The 15,790-nt window shown below is 48.1% G+C and carries 14 protein-coding genes; 4 read left to right on the top strand and 10 right to left on the bottom strand.

Features of this window, described 5'->3' with window-relative positions; genetic code table 11:
* Positions 1-171 precede the first annotated feature (171 nt).
* The 3 genes from scpC to tsaA form a co-directional block, all read right to left on the bottom strand.
* Complete coding sequence (scpC, locus tag LU290_RS06430) at positions 172-1,686, bottom strand: succinyl-CoA:acetate CoA-transferase ScpC (protein ID WP_277807790.1); 1,515 nt, start codon at positions 1,684-1,686, stop codon at positions 172-174.
* Positions 1,687-1,841: 155 nt separating this feature from the next.
* A protein-coding gene (prfB, locus tag LU290_RS06435) for a peptide chain release factor 2 (RefSeq protein WP_277807791.1) occupies positions 1,842-2,937 on the bottom strand; the annotation gives its coding sequence in 2 pieces (ribosomal slippage) (positions 1,842-2,864 and positions 2,866-2,937; 1,095 coding nt in all).
* Positions 2,938-3,035: 98 nt separating this feature from the next.
* Positions 3,036-3,743: a tRNA (N6-threonylcarbamoyladenosine(37)-N6)-methyltransferase TrmO gene (gene tsaA, locus LU290_RS06440; protein WP_277807792.1), complete on the bottom strand. Its 708-nt coding sequence runs from the start codon at positions 3,741-3,743 to the stop codon at positions 3,036-3,038.
* Positions 3,744-3,925: 182 nt separating this feature from the next.
* Here tsaA and LU290_RS06445 point away from each other — a divergent pair, with 182 nt between their 5' ends.
* The gene (locus LU290_RS06445; RefSeq protein WP_277807793.1) at positions 3,926-4,699 is read left to right on the top strand and encodes a ferredoxin--NADP reductase; all 774 of its coding nucleotides are present in this window, start codon (positions 3,926-3,928) and stop codon (positions 4,697-4,699) included.
* Between the two features lie 82 nt (positions 4,700-4,781).
* Here the strand turns inward: LU290_RS06445 and LU290_RS06450 are convergent, their stop codons facing one another.
* Entirely contained in the window at positions 4,782-5,198 is a 417-nt protein-coding gene (locus LU290_RS06450) for an HIT family protein (RefSeq protein WP_277807794.1), read from the bottom strand.
* Positions 5,199-5,348: 150 nt separating this feature from the next.
* Here LU290_RS06450 and LU290_RS06455 point away from each other — a divergent pair, with 150 nt between their 5' ends.
* A complete protein-coding gene (locus LU290_RS06455; RefSeq protein ID WP_277807795.1) occupies positions 5,349-6,002 on the top strand; it encodes a hypothetical protein in 654 nt (217 codons plus the stop codon).
* A gap of 87 nt (positions 6,003-6,089) precedes the next feature.
* Here the strand turns inward: LU290_RS06455 and adk are convergent, their stop codons facing one another.
* The 6 genes from adk to LU290_RS06485 form a co-directional block, all read right to left on the bottom strand.
* Positions 6,090-6,746 (bottom strand): adenylate kinase, encoded by a 657-nt coding sequence (gene adk / locus LU290_RS06460; RefSeq protein ID WP_277807796.1) that lies wholly within the window; start codon positions 6,744-6,746, stop codon positions 6,090-6,092.
* A gap of 178 nt (positions 6,747-6,924) precedes the next feature.
* A complete protein-coding gene (gene ccmI / locus LU290_RS06465; RefSeq protein ID WP_277807797.1) occupies positions 6,925-8,184 on the bottom strand; it encodes a c-type cytochrome biogenesis protein CcmI in 1,260 nt (419 codons plus the stop codon).
* Positions 8,181-8,660: a cytochrome c-type biogenesis protein gene (locus tag LU290_RS06470; protein WP_277807798.1), complete on the bottom strand. Its 480-nt coding sequence runs from the start codon at positions 8,658-8,660 to the stop codon at positions 8,181-8,183. Before LU290_RS06470 ends, ccmI begins: the two co-directional genes overlap by 4 nt.
* Before the next feature lie 9 nt (positions 8,661-8,669).
* Entirely contained in the window at positions 8,670-9,251 is a 582-nt protein-coding gene (locus tag LU290_RS06475; RefSeq protein WP_277807799.1) for a DsbE family thiol:disulfide interchange protein, read from the bottom strand.
* Between the two features lie 10 nt (positions 9,252-9,261).
* Positions 9,262-11,241 carry a heme lyase CcmF/NrfE family subunit gene (locus LU290_RS06480; protein ID WP_277807800.1) on the bottom strand — a complete coding sequence of 660 codons (1,980 nt, stop codon included), beginning with the start codon at positions 11,239-11,241 and terminating at the stop codon, positions 9,262-9,264.
* 137 nt (positions 11,242-11,378) lie between these two features.
* Positions 11,379-12,689 carry a DUF445 domain-containing protein gene (locus LU290_RS06485; RefSeq protein ID WP_277809573.1) on the bottom strand — a complete coding sequence of 437 codons (1,311 nt, stop codon included), beginning with the start codon at positions 12,687-12,689 and terminating at the stop codon, positions 11,379-11,381.
* 279 nt (positions 12,690-12,968) lie between these two features.
* On the opposite strand from LU290_RS06485, the gene mrdA reads away from it, so the two are divergent.
* Together mrdA and rsmD are read left to right on the top strand one after the other, a co-directional pair.
* The gene (gene mrdA / locus LU290_RS06490) at positions 12,969-14,984 is read left to right on the top strand and encodes a penicillin-binding protein 2 (protein ID WP_277807801.1); all 2,016 of its coding nucleotides are present in this window, start codon (positions 12,969-12,971) and stop codon (positions 14,982-14,984) included.
* A gap of 48 nt (positions 14,985-15,032) precedes the next feature.
* Positions 15,033-15,674, top strand: a complete 642-nt coding sequence (gene rsmD, locus LU290_RS06495; protein WP_277807802.1) for a 16S rRNA (guanine(966)-N(2))-methyltransferase RsmD — start codon at positions 15,033-15,035, stop codon at positions 15,672-15,674.
* The last annotated feature ends 116 nt before the right edge of the window (positions 15,675-15,790 follow it).

Raw genomic sequence — 15,790 nt, forward strand, 5'->3', positions numbered from 1 at the left:
GAACCATGAACGAAAAACCACCTTATCCTTTGATAGACTTTTGGCGAGCGGTTTTGGTTGTTTTTAAAGTCAATTCACCACAAAAAACCGCGATGATTATGCCATAAATCAATCAAAAAAAATACGGCAGTCTTTCAACTACCGTATTTTCTGTAAATATTCATTTAAGAATTATTTAATACGCATATCGCCTGTTTCTACAAAGCGTTGGTGCCAAGACAATGCTTCAAGCAAGATGTGCGGCGTTTGTAGTCCGCCTGCTTTTTCGGCACGGTCGTAGTAGTCACGCAGCATGTCACGATAATCAGGGTGCGAGCAGTTTTCGATGATGAGTTTGGCACGCTGGCGAGGCGCTTTGCCGCGCAGGTCCGCCATGCCTTGCTCTGTAACGATGAACATCACATCATGCTCAGTGTGGTCGTGGTGGCTGACCATTGGCACGATGGCAGAGATCGCACCGCCTTTTGCGGTCGATGGGCTGACATAGAACGAGAAAAAGCCGTTACGAGTGAAGTCGCCAGAGCCACCGATACCATTCATCATCTTGGTACCCATGACATGCGTTGAGTTCACATTGCCATAGATGTCCGCCTCGATCATCGAGTTCATGCCGATTACACCCAGACGGCGAATGACTTCTGGGTTGTTGCTGATTTCCATTGGACGCAGAATGATCTTGTCTTTTAGGAACTCAATGTTTTCATTGAAGCGAGCCAGTGCATCTGGGCTGAATGACAATGCCGTCGCTGATGCGGTTTTCATTTTCTTGGCAAGGATTAGATCCAGCATACCGTCTTGTAGTACTTCGGTGTAGCCAGTCAGATCATCAAACGGTGCATCTAGCAGACCTGCCATCACAGCGTTTGCGACATTACCCACGCCTGATTGAAGCGGCAGAAGGCTCTTCGGCAGACGACCTGCTTTGACTTCATGGTCAAGAAAATCGATGACCTGAGCTGCGATGCGCTTAGACACATCGTCAGGCTCGGCAAATTTAGAATTACGGTCGCCAGCATTGGTCAATACGATCGCCAATACCTTGTCAGCATCACATTCTAAATAAGGCGAACCAATGCGGTCAAATGGACCTGTAATTGGAATCGGCTTACGGTGCGGTGGCAGACCAACCTCAGCATACACATCGTGCATACCTTCTAGACCTTCGCTCAGCGCAGCGTTGATCTCGATGATGACTTTATCAGCGTTTTTCACCGCCTCAACACCATGACCGATACCCATCGCACAGATGATTTTGCCATCTTCGGTGATGCCAGCGGCCTCAATGATGGCGATGTCAAATTTGCCATAGAAACCTTGGCGCATTTGCTGCTCGACATGAGATAGGTGCATGTCTTGATAGTTGGTCAGACCTGCGTTGATGTTGTTACGCAGTGTTGGGTCCGATTGAAATGGTGAGCGGAAATGTACCGCATTCGCCTCTGCCAGCACGCCGTCGCACTCAGGGGCGGTCGATGCACCCGTCACCATGCCGATGCTGAAAGTTTCGCCTTTGGCGTGAGCGGCTTTGGCTTTGTTTGCGATGGCGGTTGGCAGTGCTTTTGGATAACCTGCCCCTGTAAAGCCAGTGATGGCAAGGTTCATGCCATCTTTGACAAACTCTGCTGCTTGCTCGGCAGTCATGACTTTTTCACGCAGGGCTGCGCTGCGGATACGATCGATTGACATAACAAATTCCTTTATGAAATTATAAAAAAAACCAAATAAATCCTCTACCTTCTTGGTAAAGTTAGCCAAATTTTAACATCTGTTTGGGATAAAATAAATAGCCAATTACAATAAATCGCATAAAATTTGCATTGGCAAAATCAATCAACACCCAATCACAGACCTGCCTTCAAACTTGCCACGATGAACTTATCCAAGTCGCCATTTAGCACCGCTTGCGTGTTGGAAGTCTCAACGCCAGTGCGCAAGTCTTTGATGCGTGAGTCATCAAGCACATAAGAGCGGATTTGCGACCCCCAGCCGATGTCGGATTTACTGTCTTCTAGCGCTTGCTGTTTTTCCATGCGTTTTTGCATTTCAAGCTCGTACAGCTTGGCACGGAGCATTTTCATGGCTGTGTCTTTGTTGGCGTGCTGAGAGCGTTCGTTTTGGCACGCCACGACCACACCAGTCGGCTGGTGCGTGATACGCACGGCAGAGTCGGTGGTATTGACATGCTGACCACCTGCACCGCTTGAACGATAAGTGTCAATACGCAGGTCAGCAGGATTGATGTCAATTTCAACATTATCATCAATCTCAGGCGAGACAAACACCGCCGAAAACGAAGTATGACGACCGTTGTTACTGTCAAATGGCGATTTGCGCACCAAACGATGTACGCCAATTTCGGTGCGTAGCCAGCCAAAAGCATAGTCGCCCTTGACCGCAATCGTCGCTGACTTAATACCAGCCACGCCGCCTTCCGACACTTCCAAAACTTCCGCCTTAAAGCCGTGCGACTCACACCAGCGTAAGTACATACGAAGGAGCATTTCTGACCAGTCTTGAGCCTCTGTACCGCCTGAGCCTGCCTGAATGTCCAGATAGCAGTTGTTGGCGTCCATTTCGCCACTAAACATGCGTTTAAATTCTAGGTCTTCGACTTTGGTGGTGGCGCTGTCAAGCTCACTTTCAACATCAGCAAGCAAGCTCTCATCATCTTCTTCCACCGCAAGTTCAAGCATGGCGCTCGCATCTTCTAAGGTGGCATCAAGGCTTTCAATCACTCCAATAATGCCGTCCAAAACGGATTTTTCTTTGGAAATTTTGGTGGCAAGCTCAGGGTCGTTCCAGATTTCTGGATTTTCAAGCTCCAAATTGACTTCTTCCAAGCGTTCTTTTTTGCCTTCGAAGTCAAAGATACCTCCGTAAGTCTTGACCACGCTCGGTCAGGTCTTTGATTTTATCTTGATATGGGGCGATTTCCATGATGATTTACCTTTTAAAATATAAAAACGAAAATAACACGAAATTATAGCAAATTTTGTAGAATTTGAGAATGAATTTATGGCAAATCTTCACGCATTTTAAAAAATCTCCCTAAAATCAGCAAGCACAAGCACCTCACTCTCATTCATATAAAAATCCACATCCACCGACTTATAACGCATGGCACAGCAGATATTCATCTCATTTTGGCGATAAGCTGGGCGTGGGTCTTGGGCGACAAGCTCGCAGATGATTTGCCAGTCATCGTCACCAAGTCGCTGATTTTGTACCAATTGGGCAAATTTTTGCTCGGCTTTTTCACACGCCTGCACCGCTCGCACGCAAGGCTTATCAAAACCTTTGGCATCTGCCACGCCATCAACGAACGGCAAATACGGCTTGACATCAACAATGGGCGTACCGTCTGCCATGTCCGCCCCAATTAAATGCAGCCGAACTTTTTCATCAACAAGCTCCACCTTATCAAGCCGCACCACCGACAACCCCAACGCTGACGGACGATACATACTGCGAGTGGCGAACACGCCCATTTTATCATTACCACCCAAACGGGGCGGTCGCACCTGCGGACGAAAGCCCGCCTGCTCTTTATTATGATGAAACTGCCACAAAATCCATAAATGACTGTAATTTTCAATACCCACAAACGCATCAGGATGATCATAAGGCGACACAAATTCAATGGTGCTTTTTACCGCCACCAAATTGGGCTGGCGTGGAATGCCAAATTTTTGCGACAAAGGCGAGCGATGATAAGCGATGATGGGTAGCGTATGTGTATTCATGGCGTTTTTGATGGATTTATGCTAAAATTAACAGTACTTATGCCAAAAAGTTAATAACGATTTGTCTGAAAAATCGCTATCATAGCACAGATTTTCTATGGCGTTTATTTTGTGATAAAATTTATCATCAATTGGCAAACACCATTCATTGATATCATTTATAAAAACATTTGGGGCATCTTATGTCAAAGTTCATCACAGAAACCGTCACCTATGTCCACCACTGGACAGACAGCCTATTTACCATCAAAACCACTCGTAGCGATTCATTGCGTTTTCGCAGTGGCGAGTTTGCCATGATTGGTCTGATGGTCGATGGCAAGCCTTTGGTGCGCGCCTATTCCATCGCAAGCCCAGCTTGGGCAGAAGAGCTGGAATTTTATTCCATCAAAGTGCAAGATGGTCCATTGACCAGCCGCCTGCAACACATCAAAGTCGGCGATGAGCTTTTGGTTTCCAAAAAACCAACAGGCACATTGGTACTAGACGACCTACTACCTGGCAAGCATCTATATCTGCTCGCCACAGGCACAGGGCTTGCACCATTTTTGTCGCTGACTCGTGAGCCTGAAGTGTATGAACGCTTTGAGAAAGTCATCTTGGTGCATGGCGTGCGTCATACCGAAGATTTGGCATATCGTGAGTTTTTTGAAAACGAATTGCCAAACGATGAAATCTTTGGCGAATGGGTGCGTGAAAAACTCATCTACTACCCAACCGTAACTCGTGATGACTTTAAAAACACAGGACGAGTGACTGATTTATTAAAATCTGGCAAGCTGTTTGAAGACATCGGCCTGCCACCGATGAATAAAGATGACGACCGTGTGATGATTTGTGGTAGTATGGCAATGAATGCCGACACTTGTGCCATCTTGGACGAGTTTGGTCTGACCGTCTCGCCACGCATGGGCGTACCTGCCGATTATGTGGTGGAACGAGCGTTTGTGGGTTGATTGACCCCAAATACCAAAAACGCACCATGTTACACTGGTGCGTTTTTTGTTGGTTTTAAAATATATCCAACTTAAATCACTTTTATGCAATGGCATCACGCAGCTGTGTCGCCAACACCGCCAATTCCTCTTGATCGGCAAATCCGCCCTCGTGTTTGCCCAATTCATGCACATGCGTTGGGATTAGGTGCATGTGGTAATGAAACACGCTTTGCCCTGCTTTGGCGTGATTAAGCTGCATTTGCACCACACCCTCCACACCCAATACAGCTCTTTGAGCCTTGATGACTTTTTGGGCGGTGGCGATGATGGCGGTGGCATACTCTAGGGGCAAATCTGTCAGCTCCACCGCCTGACACTTGCCAATCACCAGTACATGACCTGTCGCCTGCGGCATCACATCCATAAAGGCAAGCGTCATCTCGTCCTCATAAACCTTATGGCAAGGAATCTCGCCACGCAAAATCTTGGCAAAAATATTACTATTATCGTAAGTCATGCTACACTCCACAGCTTTTGAGACAGTTTTAAATCAAACCACAGCAGGCATTTTAGCACAGATTTTTCAAAATTGTTTTGCTAAATTTTGCCAAAACATTTGCCAATTTATGGTATAGTAAAACCAAATTTCACAAAGCCAGCTCTACTTATGACCGAACACACCTTTATCTTGCAAGAACTGCTGACCGACCCAGATTTTGTTTTTCGTACGCACAATGTCAAGATTGACAAATTTGTGATTGAAAAAGACTTACCAATGATGTTTTTGGCACATTATGACAGCATGCCTGACGACATCAAGGCCGACAGACCGCTGGATTTACCCATGCTCAAACTCATGAACGAGCAAGTGACTGCCAAGACTGCCTGTCAATGGTTGGATTTGCCAGACGGCACCATCAAAGCTGCCACACACATCAAAATCAGTGGCACGACCGTCATCGTCTGCGATGATTTCCCCCTAGCCTTGCATCTGTCTTTTACCAACACCGCCAAAGACACACAGGCGGTCTATACCGACAACCTGCCCCAAGCCCTAGCCAGTGAAGCAGATGGCTTTGTCCTGACAGGCAATGTGCATGTTCTACACAAAAATCCTGCCAAACAGCTTATCAGCGTGGATTTTGACGATGACGAATTCATCATCACTACCAATGACAGCTACACACGCCTGCCGAACGCTCACGCACTGGCGACCACACACACACTCAATCTTTTAAAAGACCGCACGCCACAAGCATTGGCGTATCTGCATGATTCCATTCATCACAAAATCATGACGCATTATGAAACGCACGCCTAGCCATTTTTTATGATTAAATCATCAAAAATCCATAACACAAACAAAAAAGACCTTAAATAATTAAGGTCTTTTTGGTATCAATATTTATCAGCCTTTTAAAACGGCAAAAATCTCATCACGCACGGTATTGATGTCTTTTGTGCCATCAAAATCATGATAGGCTGGGGCATTTTCGCCAGATTTTGCCACTGATTGATAATGATCAATCAACGCCGCCGTCTGTGCATGATACACGCCAAGACGATCACGCACCACCTCTTCTTTATCGTCATCACGCTGCACCAGATCCTCGCCAGTGATGTCGTCCTTGCCCTCAACTTTTGGCGGGTTGTAGATGACATGATAGGTGCGACCTGATGGCAAATGCGCGCGTCTGCCTGACATACGGCTGACGATTTCGTCATCTGGCACGCTGATTTCGATGACATGATCAATGGCAACGCCTGCCTCCGCCAAGGCTTGTGCCTGTGCGATGGTGCGTGGGAAACCATCAAAAATACAGCCATTGACACAGTCAGGCTGTGCGATACGCTCTTTGACCAGATTGATGATCAGCTCATCAGACACCAATTGACCAGCATCCATGACACTTTTGGCGATTTTGCCAAGCTCAGTGCCTTCTTTGATAGCGGCACGCAACATATCGCCTGTTGAGATTTGTGGGATATTAAATTCCTTAGAAATAAGCTGGGCTTGCGTACCCTTGCCTGCACCCGGCGGTCCTAATAAAATAATGCGTAGCATGATATTCTCCAAAAAAAAATACAACCAAAAACAATGTTACACTATAAACCACCCAAGCCAATTGTTCAAGTAATTTTTTGGTAAGTTCACCAAAACTTGTCTTAAAAACAGCTAAGGCAAATTTGACCCAATAAAAAACAGCACTCGACACGCTGTTTTTTATTGCAAAGTAAATGCATCAAGGCACGATTTGCGAGATTGTCAAAGACACGCTATTGCTGGTCTTGGCAAGTGGCGCAGGATTGGCAGCAAAGTCGCCCGACTCTGACACCGCCCCACCAGAGTGGCTAATGCGGGCATTCACCACCAAGCTGTCACTTTCACGACCGCCACTCAAAGTGCGTGTCGGCATCATGGCGTCATTGTCGCTGAGCGTGACCACAATCTGTCCGCCCTTGATCTGATTGACAGGCAGACGCTTGACCGCATAAGGTGCGCCGCCGTTGGCAGATGAGATGGACACAAAAAGCACATCGCTTTCGGTCAGCTGCATGAGCAATGAATCGCTGACCGTTACCTGCACCTGAACGCCTTGGGCAGCCTTAGCCTCCTGAGATTCGATGTTAGCAAGCAAGGCATCAAGACTCGTCAAAGCCTCGCTACGGTCGCCAGATTTGGCAGCGACACTTGAACGCAGCTTATGCACCCAAGCTTTGGCATTGGTGAAATTGCCCGCACGAGTTTCGCCCATCGCCATCATCATCTGTGCGCCTTCATGGTCTGGCACTGCCTGTAAAATACCAAGCACCACTTCACGAGCCGTCGCATCCAGTGCGCCATTATTGACAAAAAAACTTGTCTGCGCATAAGTCATGGCAATCTCAATATTATCAGGCTCCAAGCGATGCGCCCTTGACAAAGCCTCCAATGCTTGCGGCTTGGCATCCAGCGCCCCAAACAGCTCAGACAGACGCATCCAGCGGTTTGCGTCATAGGCATTGGCATGGACATTGGTCTGCATGGCAGAGATGAGCGCTGAGCTGTCTTTGGTTGCCCATTCTGGTGGCGTATCAATCTTACCAGTCAATAAGTCATCTGCCACCTGCCCAACTTCATCTTGCGCCGCCCACAGAGTAAAGACAGGCGTACGATCAGATGTGGTCAGATAAGCCAGCGCTGCCAAAAGCGGAATCCAGATGAGCACGATCAGACGAGACTTAGCTCCTACTGGCGCATGGCTCTTGGCGTGCGTCTGAGCGGCGATGAGCTGGCGTTTTAGTTCGGTGGACTGTGCAGCATAATACGCCTCATCGATCACGCCTGCCGCCTTATCAGCATCTAGCTCAGCGATGCGATTGTGAAACGCCTCCACATTCACCGCCATCAGCCGATTATCATTCACCGCTCGCCCTTTCATCCACGGATAAATCACCACGAGCGACACCAATACTGCCATAGCAGCACACAGAGTGAAAAATAGCCATAAAGTCGGCGTCATCGCTTACTCTCCTTATCATGTGCCTTTAAAATCTCAGACAGTCTTACCTCTTCTTTTTCACTCAGCTTTGTGTCTGTCGCCTCAGGCACTGCACGGGGTCTTTTGACTTTCAGTAGCCAGCCGCCAATGAGCAGCACCAATAACAGCGGCGGAAAAAACCACAAAATCCAAGTCGATGGACGCACTGGCGGCTTATAACTGATGAAATCGCCGTAACGCTCAAACATATAATCCCGAATCTCGGTGTCACTTCTGCCATCATTGATCATCTCGTAGGTTTTTTGCTTTAAATCCAAAGCAATGGGGGCGTCTGAGCCTGCCAGATTTTGATTTTGGCATTTTGGACAACGAAGCTCTTCAATGAGCGCACGATATCGAGTTTCATCTTCGGCTGTTTTAAATTCATAGACTTCAATATTTGCCCACGCAGAAGTCATCACTCCCAAAAAGAGCGCCGTCATGACTACTTTTTTCATACTCCACCCCTAGCTGCACGCACGCATTTTTGCATCTTCATCCAGCGACTCATCGCCGATGGCAGTAAGACAAGGCTGAATGTCGCTCACCCAGTTTTCCTCGCCAACCTCACCCAAAATGTGCTTATACACCACACCTTTGGCATCGACAACGAAAGTCTCTGGCGCACCCGTCAATCCCAAATCAAGCGCATATTGACCATCCAAATCTTGCACAGAATACAAAAACGGGTCTTGATATTGATTCAAATAACCAAGCGCATCAGACAACTCGTCTTTATAATTGATGCCCACCATCGGCACGCCTTGTGCATGTAACTGCATCAAAAATGGATGTTCAACATAGCAAGTCTGGCACCACGAGCCCCAGACATTCAACAAAAACGGCGTCTTTGGCAGGTCAGCATTCGTCATCGTACGGGTCGTATCAGACAGCAGTGGCAAGCTAAACGCCGGCAAAGGCTTATTCACGGTCGTACTGACCTGAATGTCTGTCTCCTTACCCAAACGGAAATAAAACAGCATCATCGCAAGTAAAAATACCAACAAAGGCAAAATAAAAATCCACGCGCGTTTGTTTGTTTTTGTCATGCCAAGTCTCCTAGTGATTAGATTTTAGTTTTTTAAGGCGGTAGCGCTTATCCAGCATGGCAATCAGACCACCCAGCGCCATCAATATCGCCCCAAGCCACAGCCAGCGTACCATCGGCTTAACATAAACTCGTACCGCCCAAGTATCTTCAGCTTTGGCTTCATCGATGATGGGTTCACCCAAAGCGATATAAAGCTCATTGAGCAGGCTTGGGCGAATGCCCACTTCGGTCATCGGCATCATCGAGACGACATAATTGCGCTTTTCTGGATACAGCGTGGTTAGGACTTTATCGCCTTTTTTGACTTGTACAGTGGCACGAGTGGCGTCGTAGTTTGCACCTTTGACGGTCTCAAAGTCCTGCAAATAAAAATCATAGCCTTGTACATGCACGCTGTCGCCCACCGTCATCGCCACATCTTTTTCAAGACTCATCGCCGACACGCCTGCCACACCCAGCGCCGTCACCAGCACGCCAATGTGCGCAAGCTGCATGCCGTAGTAGCTTGGCGTGAGTTTTTTAAGTCCGTCAGCAAAGCCTTTGGCATGGCGCGTTTTATCTTTAATATCGAGCACCATAAAGGCAAGCACCCACACAGACAATGCCGCCGTGATGTAAGCCCCTTTGTCAAAATGCGCATACTCTTCTAGCATACTCATCATATAGGCGACCACCGCACCCAGCACAAGCGCACTGACAGCACAAGTAAGGATTGTCGTCAGCAGTGGGCGGCTGTCGTATTTATAACGAAGGCAAGCGCCGATACCCATAAAGGCAAGCAGCAGCCAAGTCAGCGGCACAAAAAGTGCATTAAAATAAGGCGCACCCACCGACACCTGCCCCCATTTAAAGGCATCAGCAAGCATCGGATATAGCGTACCTAGTAGCACCACCAAAGTCGCCACCAAAAGAATGATGTTGTTGATGACCAGTACCGTTTCACGAGATTTTAGCTCATATCGACTCTCGACCGTCAGACGCCAGCCACGCAGCGCAAACATCAACAAGCCTGCGCCGATCACCACGCCCAAAATCGCCAAAATCGCCAAGCCACGAGTCGGGTCAGCGGCGAATGAATGCACCGAAGTGATCGCCCCAGAGCGTACCAAAAATGTGCCAAGTAACGACAAGGCGAACGCAAAAATTGCAAGCATCATCGTCCACGCCTTAAACACGCCCCGCTTTTCAGTCACCGCCAATGAGTGCATCAGCGCTGTCACCGCAAGCCAAGGCATGAGAGACGCGTTTTCAACAGGGTCCCAAAACCACCAGCCACCCCAGCCAAGCTCATAATACGCCCACCAAGAACCGATGGCGATACCCAAAGTCAAAAAGCCCCAAGCTGCCACCGTCCAAGGGCGAGACCAACGAGTCCATACCGCATCCAGTCGCCCTGCCCACAGCGCCGCCATACAAAAAGCAAAAGGCACCGCCAAGCCCACATAGCCCATGTACAGCATCGGTGGATGGAAAATCAAACCAGGGTCTTGGAGCAATGGGTTTAGATCCACGCCATCAACAGGAATGTTTGGCAAAGTGCGTTCAAATGGGCTTGATGTAAAAATCAGCATGAGCAGCATCATCACCTGCACCATGCCAAGCACAGACAGCACACGAGCTCTCATGTCAAGTGGCAAAGCACGGCTAAACACCGCCACCAGCATACACCACGCCGCCAGAATCGTCACCCACAAAAGCAGTGAGCCTTCATGACCACCCCAAGTCGCCGACAGCTTATAATACCAAGGCAGAAGGCTGTTAGAATGACTGGCGACATACACCAGACTAAAATCATTATAAATAAAGCCTGTCATCAATGCCGCAAACGATGCTGCCATCGCCACAAACTGCGCCACCGACAAGCTGGGTGCCAAACGCTGCCAATGTACTTGCTGCTTGATGACGCCAATGGCAGGCAAAATCGCCTGCAACAGTGCAATCACCAGCGCAAGCAGTAACGCAAAATAACCCAATTCTGTAACTAACATAACAACATACCTTCTACACCAAATCAGCAAACCGCCTTGGCATAAAAATCAAAAATAAAAATAAAACGCAATATTTTGGGCGAAAACTTGTTCGCCCCAGTCACTACGATAAACATCACGATAAATTTTGCAATGTCTTAAAAAAACACCGCCAATAAATGCAGCCAACCTGCCAAAAGCCCTGTGATCGCCCCAAGCACGACCAAAGTCATTTCATCTTCTTTAAAGGCAGGTCGCAGTAGGTTTTGAAATTCTTGTGGTGACAAAGCACGAATGCGACTTTCAAACAGCCCAAATATCTTGCTGGCTCGAGAAGTGTTGAGCTTAGGGTCTCGGATCGGTACCATCGTTGCGTCGATGGATTTGTCGATGATCGTATCTTTAAATTCATCAAGCTCGCGGCTGGTCATGCCGACTTTTAGGCTGGTCGCCACGACGGGCGCTTCCAAAAGATCATAAAGATGCTTTTTGACGAGCGTTCTGGTCTCGCCAGCTTTGACACCATACATCATCTCGTGCATGATGTTTTCAAGTGTGACAAGCTCATTAACCACGATCTCAGCAAACACGCTCGACACCTCATCTTGGCGTTTCATAAAGCCGCCTTGCCAAGTATAGCGGTGAAGGTGTGGCACCATAAAATGAATGCCATTGGCATCACGGCGAAACACACGAATGAAAGGAATGTGGCGTGGCTCGACGGGGTTGAACACCATCCAGATGGCAATCCAGTTGGTCAAGGCGCCCCAGATGGCAGCAAAAAACGGTACCGTCCAATGCTCGGGCACAAAATAAAAAATCCCCATCTGAATGATACCAAAGCCAAAGCCGATGAGCGCACTGATCTTCCAGATGAAGTTGATTTCTTTTTTGCCCACTCGCAAAAACATGTCCACCATGAGCTTGCGGTCGCTCTCCATCTTGCGCACGATCATCTGGCGCATGTCCACAAGACTTTCGACATTATAAGTCAAATCCATCACCAGCGCCTTCATGATGACCGACAGCTCTTTGTGCGCATGGGCATAGATGCGGCGACGAATGGCGTAAGGCATGGTATTCCACAGCCCCTGATGGCGTTCATACATGATCTCATCGATGAGCTGTTCTAGGTTTTTATCGACCGTGGCGGTGATGAATTCTGCCATCTCCTCAGGCTCCATCGCCCGAAAAAACTCATCCAAATTACCAAGCTTAGACAAAGTCTGATCGACAATGATGCCTGATATCTTGCCCGCTTTGGCAGGAACAATGCCTTGCCAACCCAAGCCTTTAAGCCCAAAAGGCAAGCCATCAATGCGAATGCCCCAAAACCGAATCGGGCGAAACAGCATTTCAAGCGCCATCCATACATGCGCCCAAGTGACAAATGCCGTCACAGGCGGAATCGTCAGCATGGCGATGAATTCAGGATGCGCAGCAAGGGCTTGCCAAATAGAGTTAAACATATCAAAGAAATGATGAGACATGACGGATGGCATTATACCACAATATCACAGCTTGTGCATACTCAAAGATTTTGTGGCAGTTTAACTGTTACCCCACCAACCACACCCACCTTTTGCCAATCTTAGGATAATCTTAGGATAAATTGATACTCAGGATAAATTCATGACAAAAAATCCAAAAATTTCATCAACGCAATGCCAAGTAATGCCAAATCATGCTATAATATTCCGCCCAGTTTCATTCACTCATTACATTTAGCCAGTCAGCCAACGCCCATCATGAGAGACTCCATCAACAGCGACGATCAAAACAGCCGTGTATTTAGCCGCCGCATTGGCATCTTGGGGCTCATCATTCTTTTGGGCACAGGCGTCCTTTTGGCTCGATATGGCTATTTGCAAGTCGCTCAGCACAGCCAATTTGTCACCGCCGCCGACAACAACCGCATCAAACTGATTTCAAACCCACCCTCTCGTGGACACATTTACGACCGAAACGGCATCTTACTTGCGGACAATAAACCTGTATTCACCGTCATCATCTCCCCTGATGAAGTGGAAAATGCAGCACACACCCTAGCACTGTTAAAGCCCATCTTTGCGTTAAGTGACGAGGAAGTGACGGACATTTTGGCACGCATTGACAAATCAAAAAACAACCCTGTCACTGTCAAAATCAACCCAACCGAGGCACAAATTGCACAGTTTAGCGAACGCAAACCCTTTTTTCAAGGTGTCAGTATTCAGACCAAGCTGACTCGCACCTATCCTTATGACGACCTATTTGCCCATGTCATCGGCTATGTCGGACGCATCAATGATAAAGAATCCAAAGCCATCAAAGCCGACCCTGTGAGCGAACGCCTATATGCTGGCACGGATTTGATTGGCAAGCTTGGCATCGAAAAGCAGTACGAGGACATTTTGCTTGGCGAGCCGGGGCATCAGTCGGTCGAGACCAATGCGCATGGCGATGTGCTGCGCCGCTTAGACACCAAGCCGCCCGTCGCTGGCAATGACATCTACCTAAGCCTTGATTATGGTTTGCAAAAAGTCGCCGCCGACCAGCTGGGCGGCAGACGAGGCGCCATCGTCGCCCTAGACCCTAGAAATGGCGAGGTCTTAGCATTCGTCTCAAACCCAAGCTTCGACCCAAACCCATTCATCTCAGGCATCTCATCAAAAGCTTATGGCGCCCTTCGAGACGACATCGATCAGCCACTTTATAATCGAGCTTTGCAAGGGCTCTATCCACCCGCCTCCACCATCAAGCCCTTTGAAGCGATGGGGATTTTGCATTATGGCATCATGGATTGGCAAGACACCATTTTTGACCCTGGTTATTTTAGTCTGCCGGGTGACAGCCATCGCTTTCGTGACTGGAAACGAGGCGGACACGGTACAGTCAATATGGCAAAATCCATCATCATGTCGGTGGATACTTATTATTACAAAAATGCGCACACGATGGGCATCGATCGGCTGCATGAGTGGATGACAGCATTTGGCTTTGGCAAAAAAACAGGCATCGACCTACCCAATGAAAAGGCAGGACTCATGCCCTCGCCAAAATGGAAAAAGGACACCTATAATAAAGACTGGCTGCCCGGTGAGACGATTTCTGTCTCCATCGGTCAAGGGGCGTTTTTGGCAAGTCCTTTGCAAATCGCTGCTGCCACTGCCACCACTGCCAACAAAGGCTTGATCACCACGCCGCACTTTTTAAAACGCTCAGAAGGCGCAAAGCCTGTCTTTATTCCAGACAAACCCACTGGGCGCATCAATTTTAATGGCACAGAAGAAGACTGGCTGCGTATGCACAAAGCGATGGAAGACACGCTGATCATCGGTACAGGCAAGGCGGCTCGTTCACCTTCATATCGCAGTGCGGGCAAAACAGGCACCGCTCAGGTAAAATCGATCGCCCAAGGCAAATCTTACAACAAAGCTGCCTTGAGCGAACGCCACTGGGACCATGCTTGGTTTATGGGCTTTGCACCCGTAGAAAAGCCAGAAATCGCCCTTGCCATCTTGGTAGAAAACGGTGGCGGCGGTGGCTCGGTGGCAGCACCCATCGGGCGCGTGCTGTTTGACTACTGGATGCTTGGGCGTCACAAAGACCCAGTCTTGCCACCAAGTGAAAGCGAGATGATCGCCATCCGTGCCGAAAAGCAAGCCAAAATGCAGGCAAAAATCGACGCTTATCTTGCCGCCAAAGCCCAAGAAGAACAACTAAAAAAACAAGAAGCCGAGCAGTCATCAGCAGCCAGTCAAACCGCCAAGCCTGCTCAATAAGTCATGAATGAGCCATGATTAAGCCATGAATGATACGACAATACAGCCATGAAAAAAACCAAAGCACTACCAAGCACGCCCAAAAGGTCAGAAAAATCCAGCAAATCTGCCCGCCAAAATACCACCAATCAAGTGCGTATCATCGGCGGACAATTCAAACGCCGTAACATCAGCTTTATTGATGCCGATGGGCTGCGCCCCACGCCAGACCGCCTGCGTGAGACGATTTTTAACTGGTTGATGGGTGATTTGCAAGACGCAAAAGTGCTCGATGTCTGCGCAGGCTCAGGGGTGCTGGGTTTTGAAAGCCTGTCTCGTGGTGCGTCTTTTGCCGTCATGATTGAAGCCAATCAAGCCCAAGCATCAGAATTAAAACGCAACGCCGATGTTTTAAAACTAAGTAAATCTGACATTCACATCATTCACGCCACCGCCCAAAGCGCCCTACCCACCCTAGACGCATCATTTGATGTGATTTTTATCGATCCACCTTATGCGCTCAATCTATGGCATGAGATCTTGACACTCATCATCAAACATCGCCTGACTCATGCCGACACGCTGATTTATATAGAAAGCGATCAAGCGCTGGATAGATTGATTGAGTCGTTCAGCTTAGATATAATAAAATCTGCCAAAGTTGGGCAAGTGTTTGCAGGGATTTTTAAGCCACCACACCAGCCACTTTAAGCACAGATAAAAATCAGACAATTTAAGCATTTTTAGTGATTGCACTTCATCAAAAAATACGCTATAATGACCGCTGTTTTTTGAGAGCCCTTCGTTTCCCCAACTCAAAAGCAAGT

Origin of the sequence: Moraxella nasibovis (assembly GCF_029581575.1) — a bacterium.
Classification (GTDB): Bacteria; Pseudomonadota; Gammaproteobacteria; order Pseudomonadales; family Moraxellaceae; genus Moraxella; species Moraxella nasibovis.

What these genes read in the sequence shown, in the direction of transcription:
- scpC (WP_277807790.1), bottom strand. Translation starts at nt 1,686, where the DNA reads ATGTCAATCGATCGTATCCGCAGCGCAGCCCTGCGTGAAAAAGTCATG.
- tsaA (WP_277807792.1), bottom strand. Translation starts at nt 3,743, where the DNA reads ATGAATACACATACGCTACCCATCATCGCTTATCATCGCTCGCCTTTG.
- LU290_RS06445 (WP_277807793.1), top strand. Translation starts at nt 3,926, where the DNA reads ATGTCAAAGTTCATCACAGAAACCGTCACCTATGTCCACCACTGGACA.
- LU290_RS06450 (WP_277807794.1), bottom strand. Translation starts at nt 5,198, where the DNA reads ATGACTTACGATAATAGTAATATTTTTGCCAAGATTTTGCGTGGCGAG.
- LU290_RS06455 (WP_277807795.1), top strand. Translation starts at nt 5,349, where the DNA reads ATGACCGAACACACCTTTATCTTGCAAGAACTGCTGACCGACCCAGAT.
- adk (WP_277807796.1), bottom strand. Translation starts at nt 6,746, where the DNA reads ATGCTACGCATTATTTTATTAGGACCGCCGGGTGCAGGCAAGGGTACG.
- ccmI (WP_277807797.1), bottom strand. Translation starts at nt 8,184, where the DNA reads ATGACGCCGACTTTATGGCTATTTTTCACTCTGTGTGCTGCTATGGCA.
- LU290_RS06470 (WP_277807798.1), bottom strand. Translation starts at nt 8,660, where the DNA reads ATGAAAAAAGTAGTCATGACGGCGCTCTTTTTGGGAGTGATGACTTCT.
- LU290_RS06475 (WP_277807799.1), bottom strand. Translation starts at nt 9,251, where the DNA reads ATGACAAAAACAAACAAACGCGCGTGGATTTTTATTTTGCCTTTGTTG.
- LU290_RS06480 (WP_277807800.1), bottom strand. Translation starts at nt 11,241, where the DNA reads ATGTTAGTTACAGAATTGGGTTATTTTGCGTTACTGCTTGCGCTGGTG.
- LU290_RS06485 (WP_277809573.1), bottom strand. Translation starts at nt 12,689, where the DNA reads ATGTTTAACTCTATTTGGCAAGCCCTTGCTGCGCATCCTGAATTCATC.
- mrdA (WP_277807801.1), top strand. Translation starts at nt 12,969, where the DNA reads ATGAGAGACTCCATCAACAGCGACGATCAAAACAGCCGTGTATTTAGC.
- rsmD (WP_277807802.1), top strand. Translation starts at nt 15,033, where the DNA reads ATGAAAAAAACCAAAGCACTACCAAGCACGCCCAAAAGGTCAGAAAAA.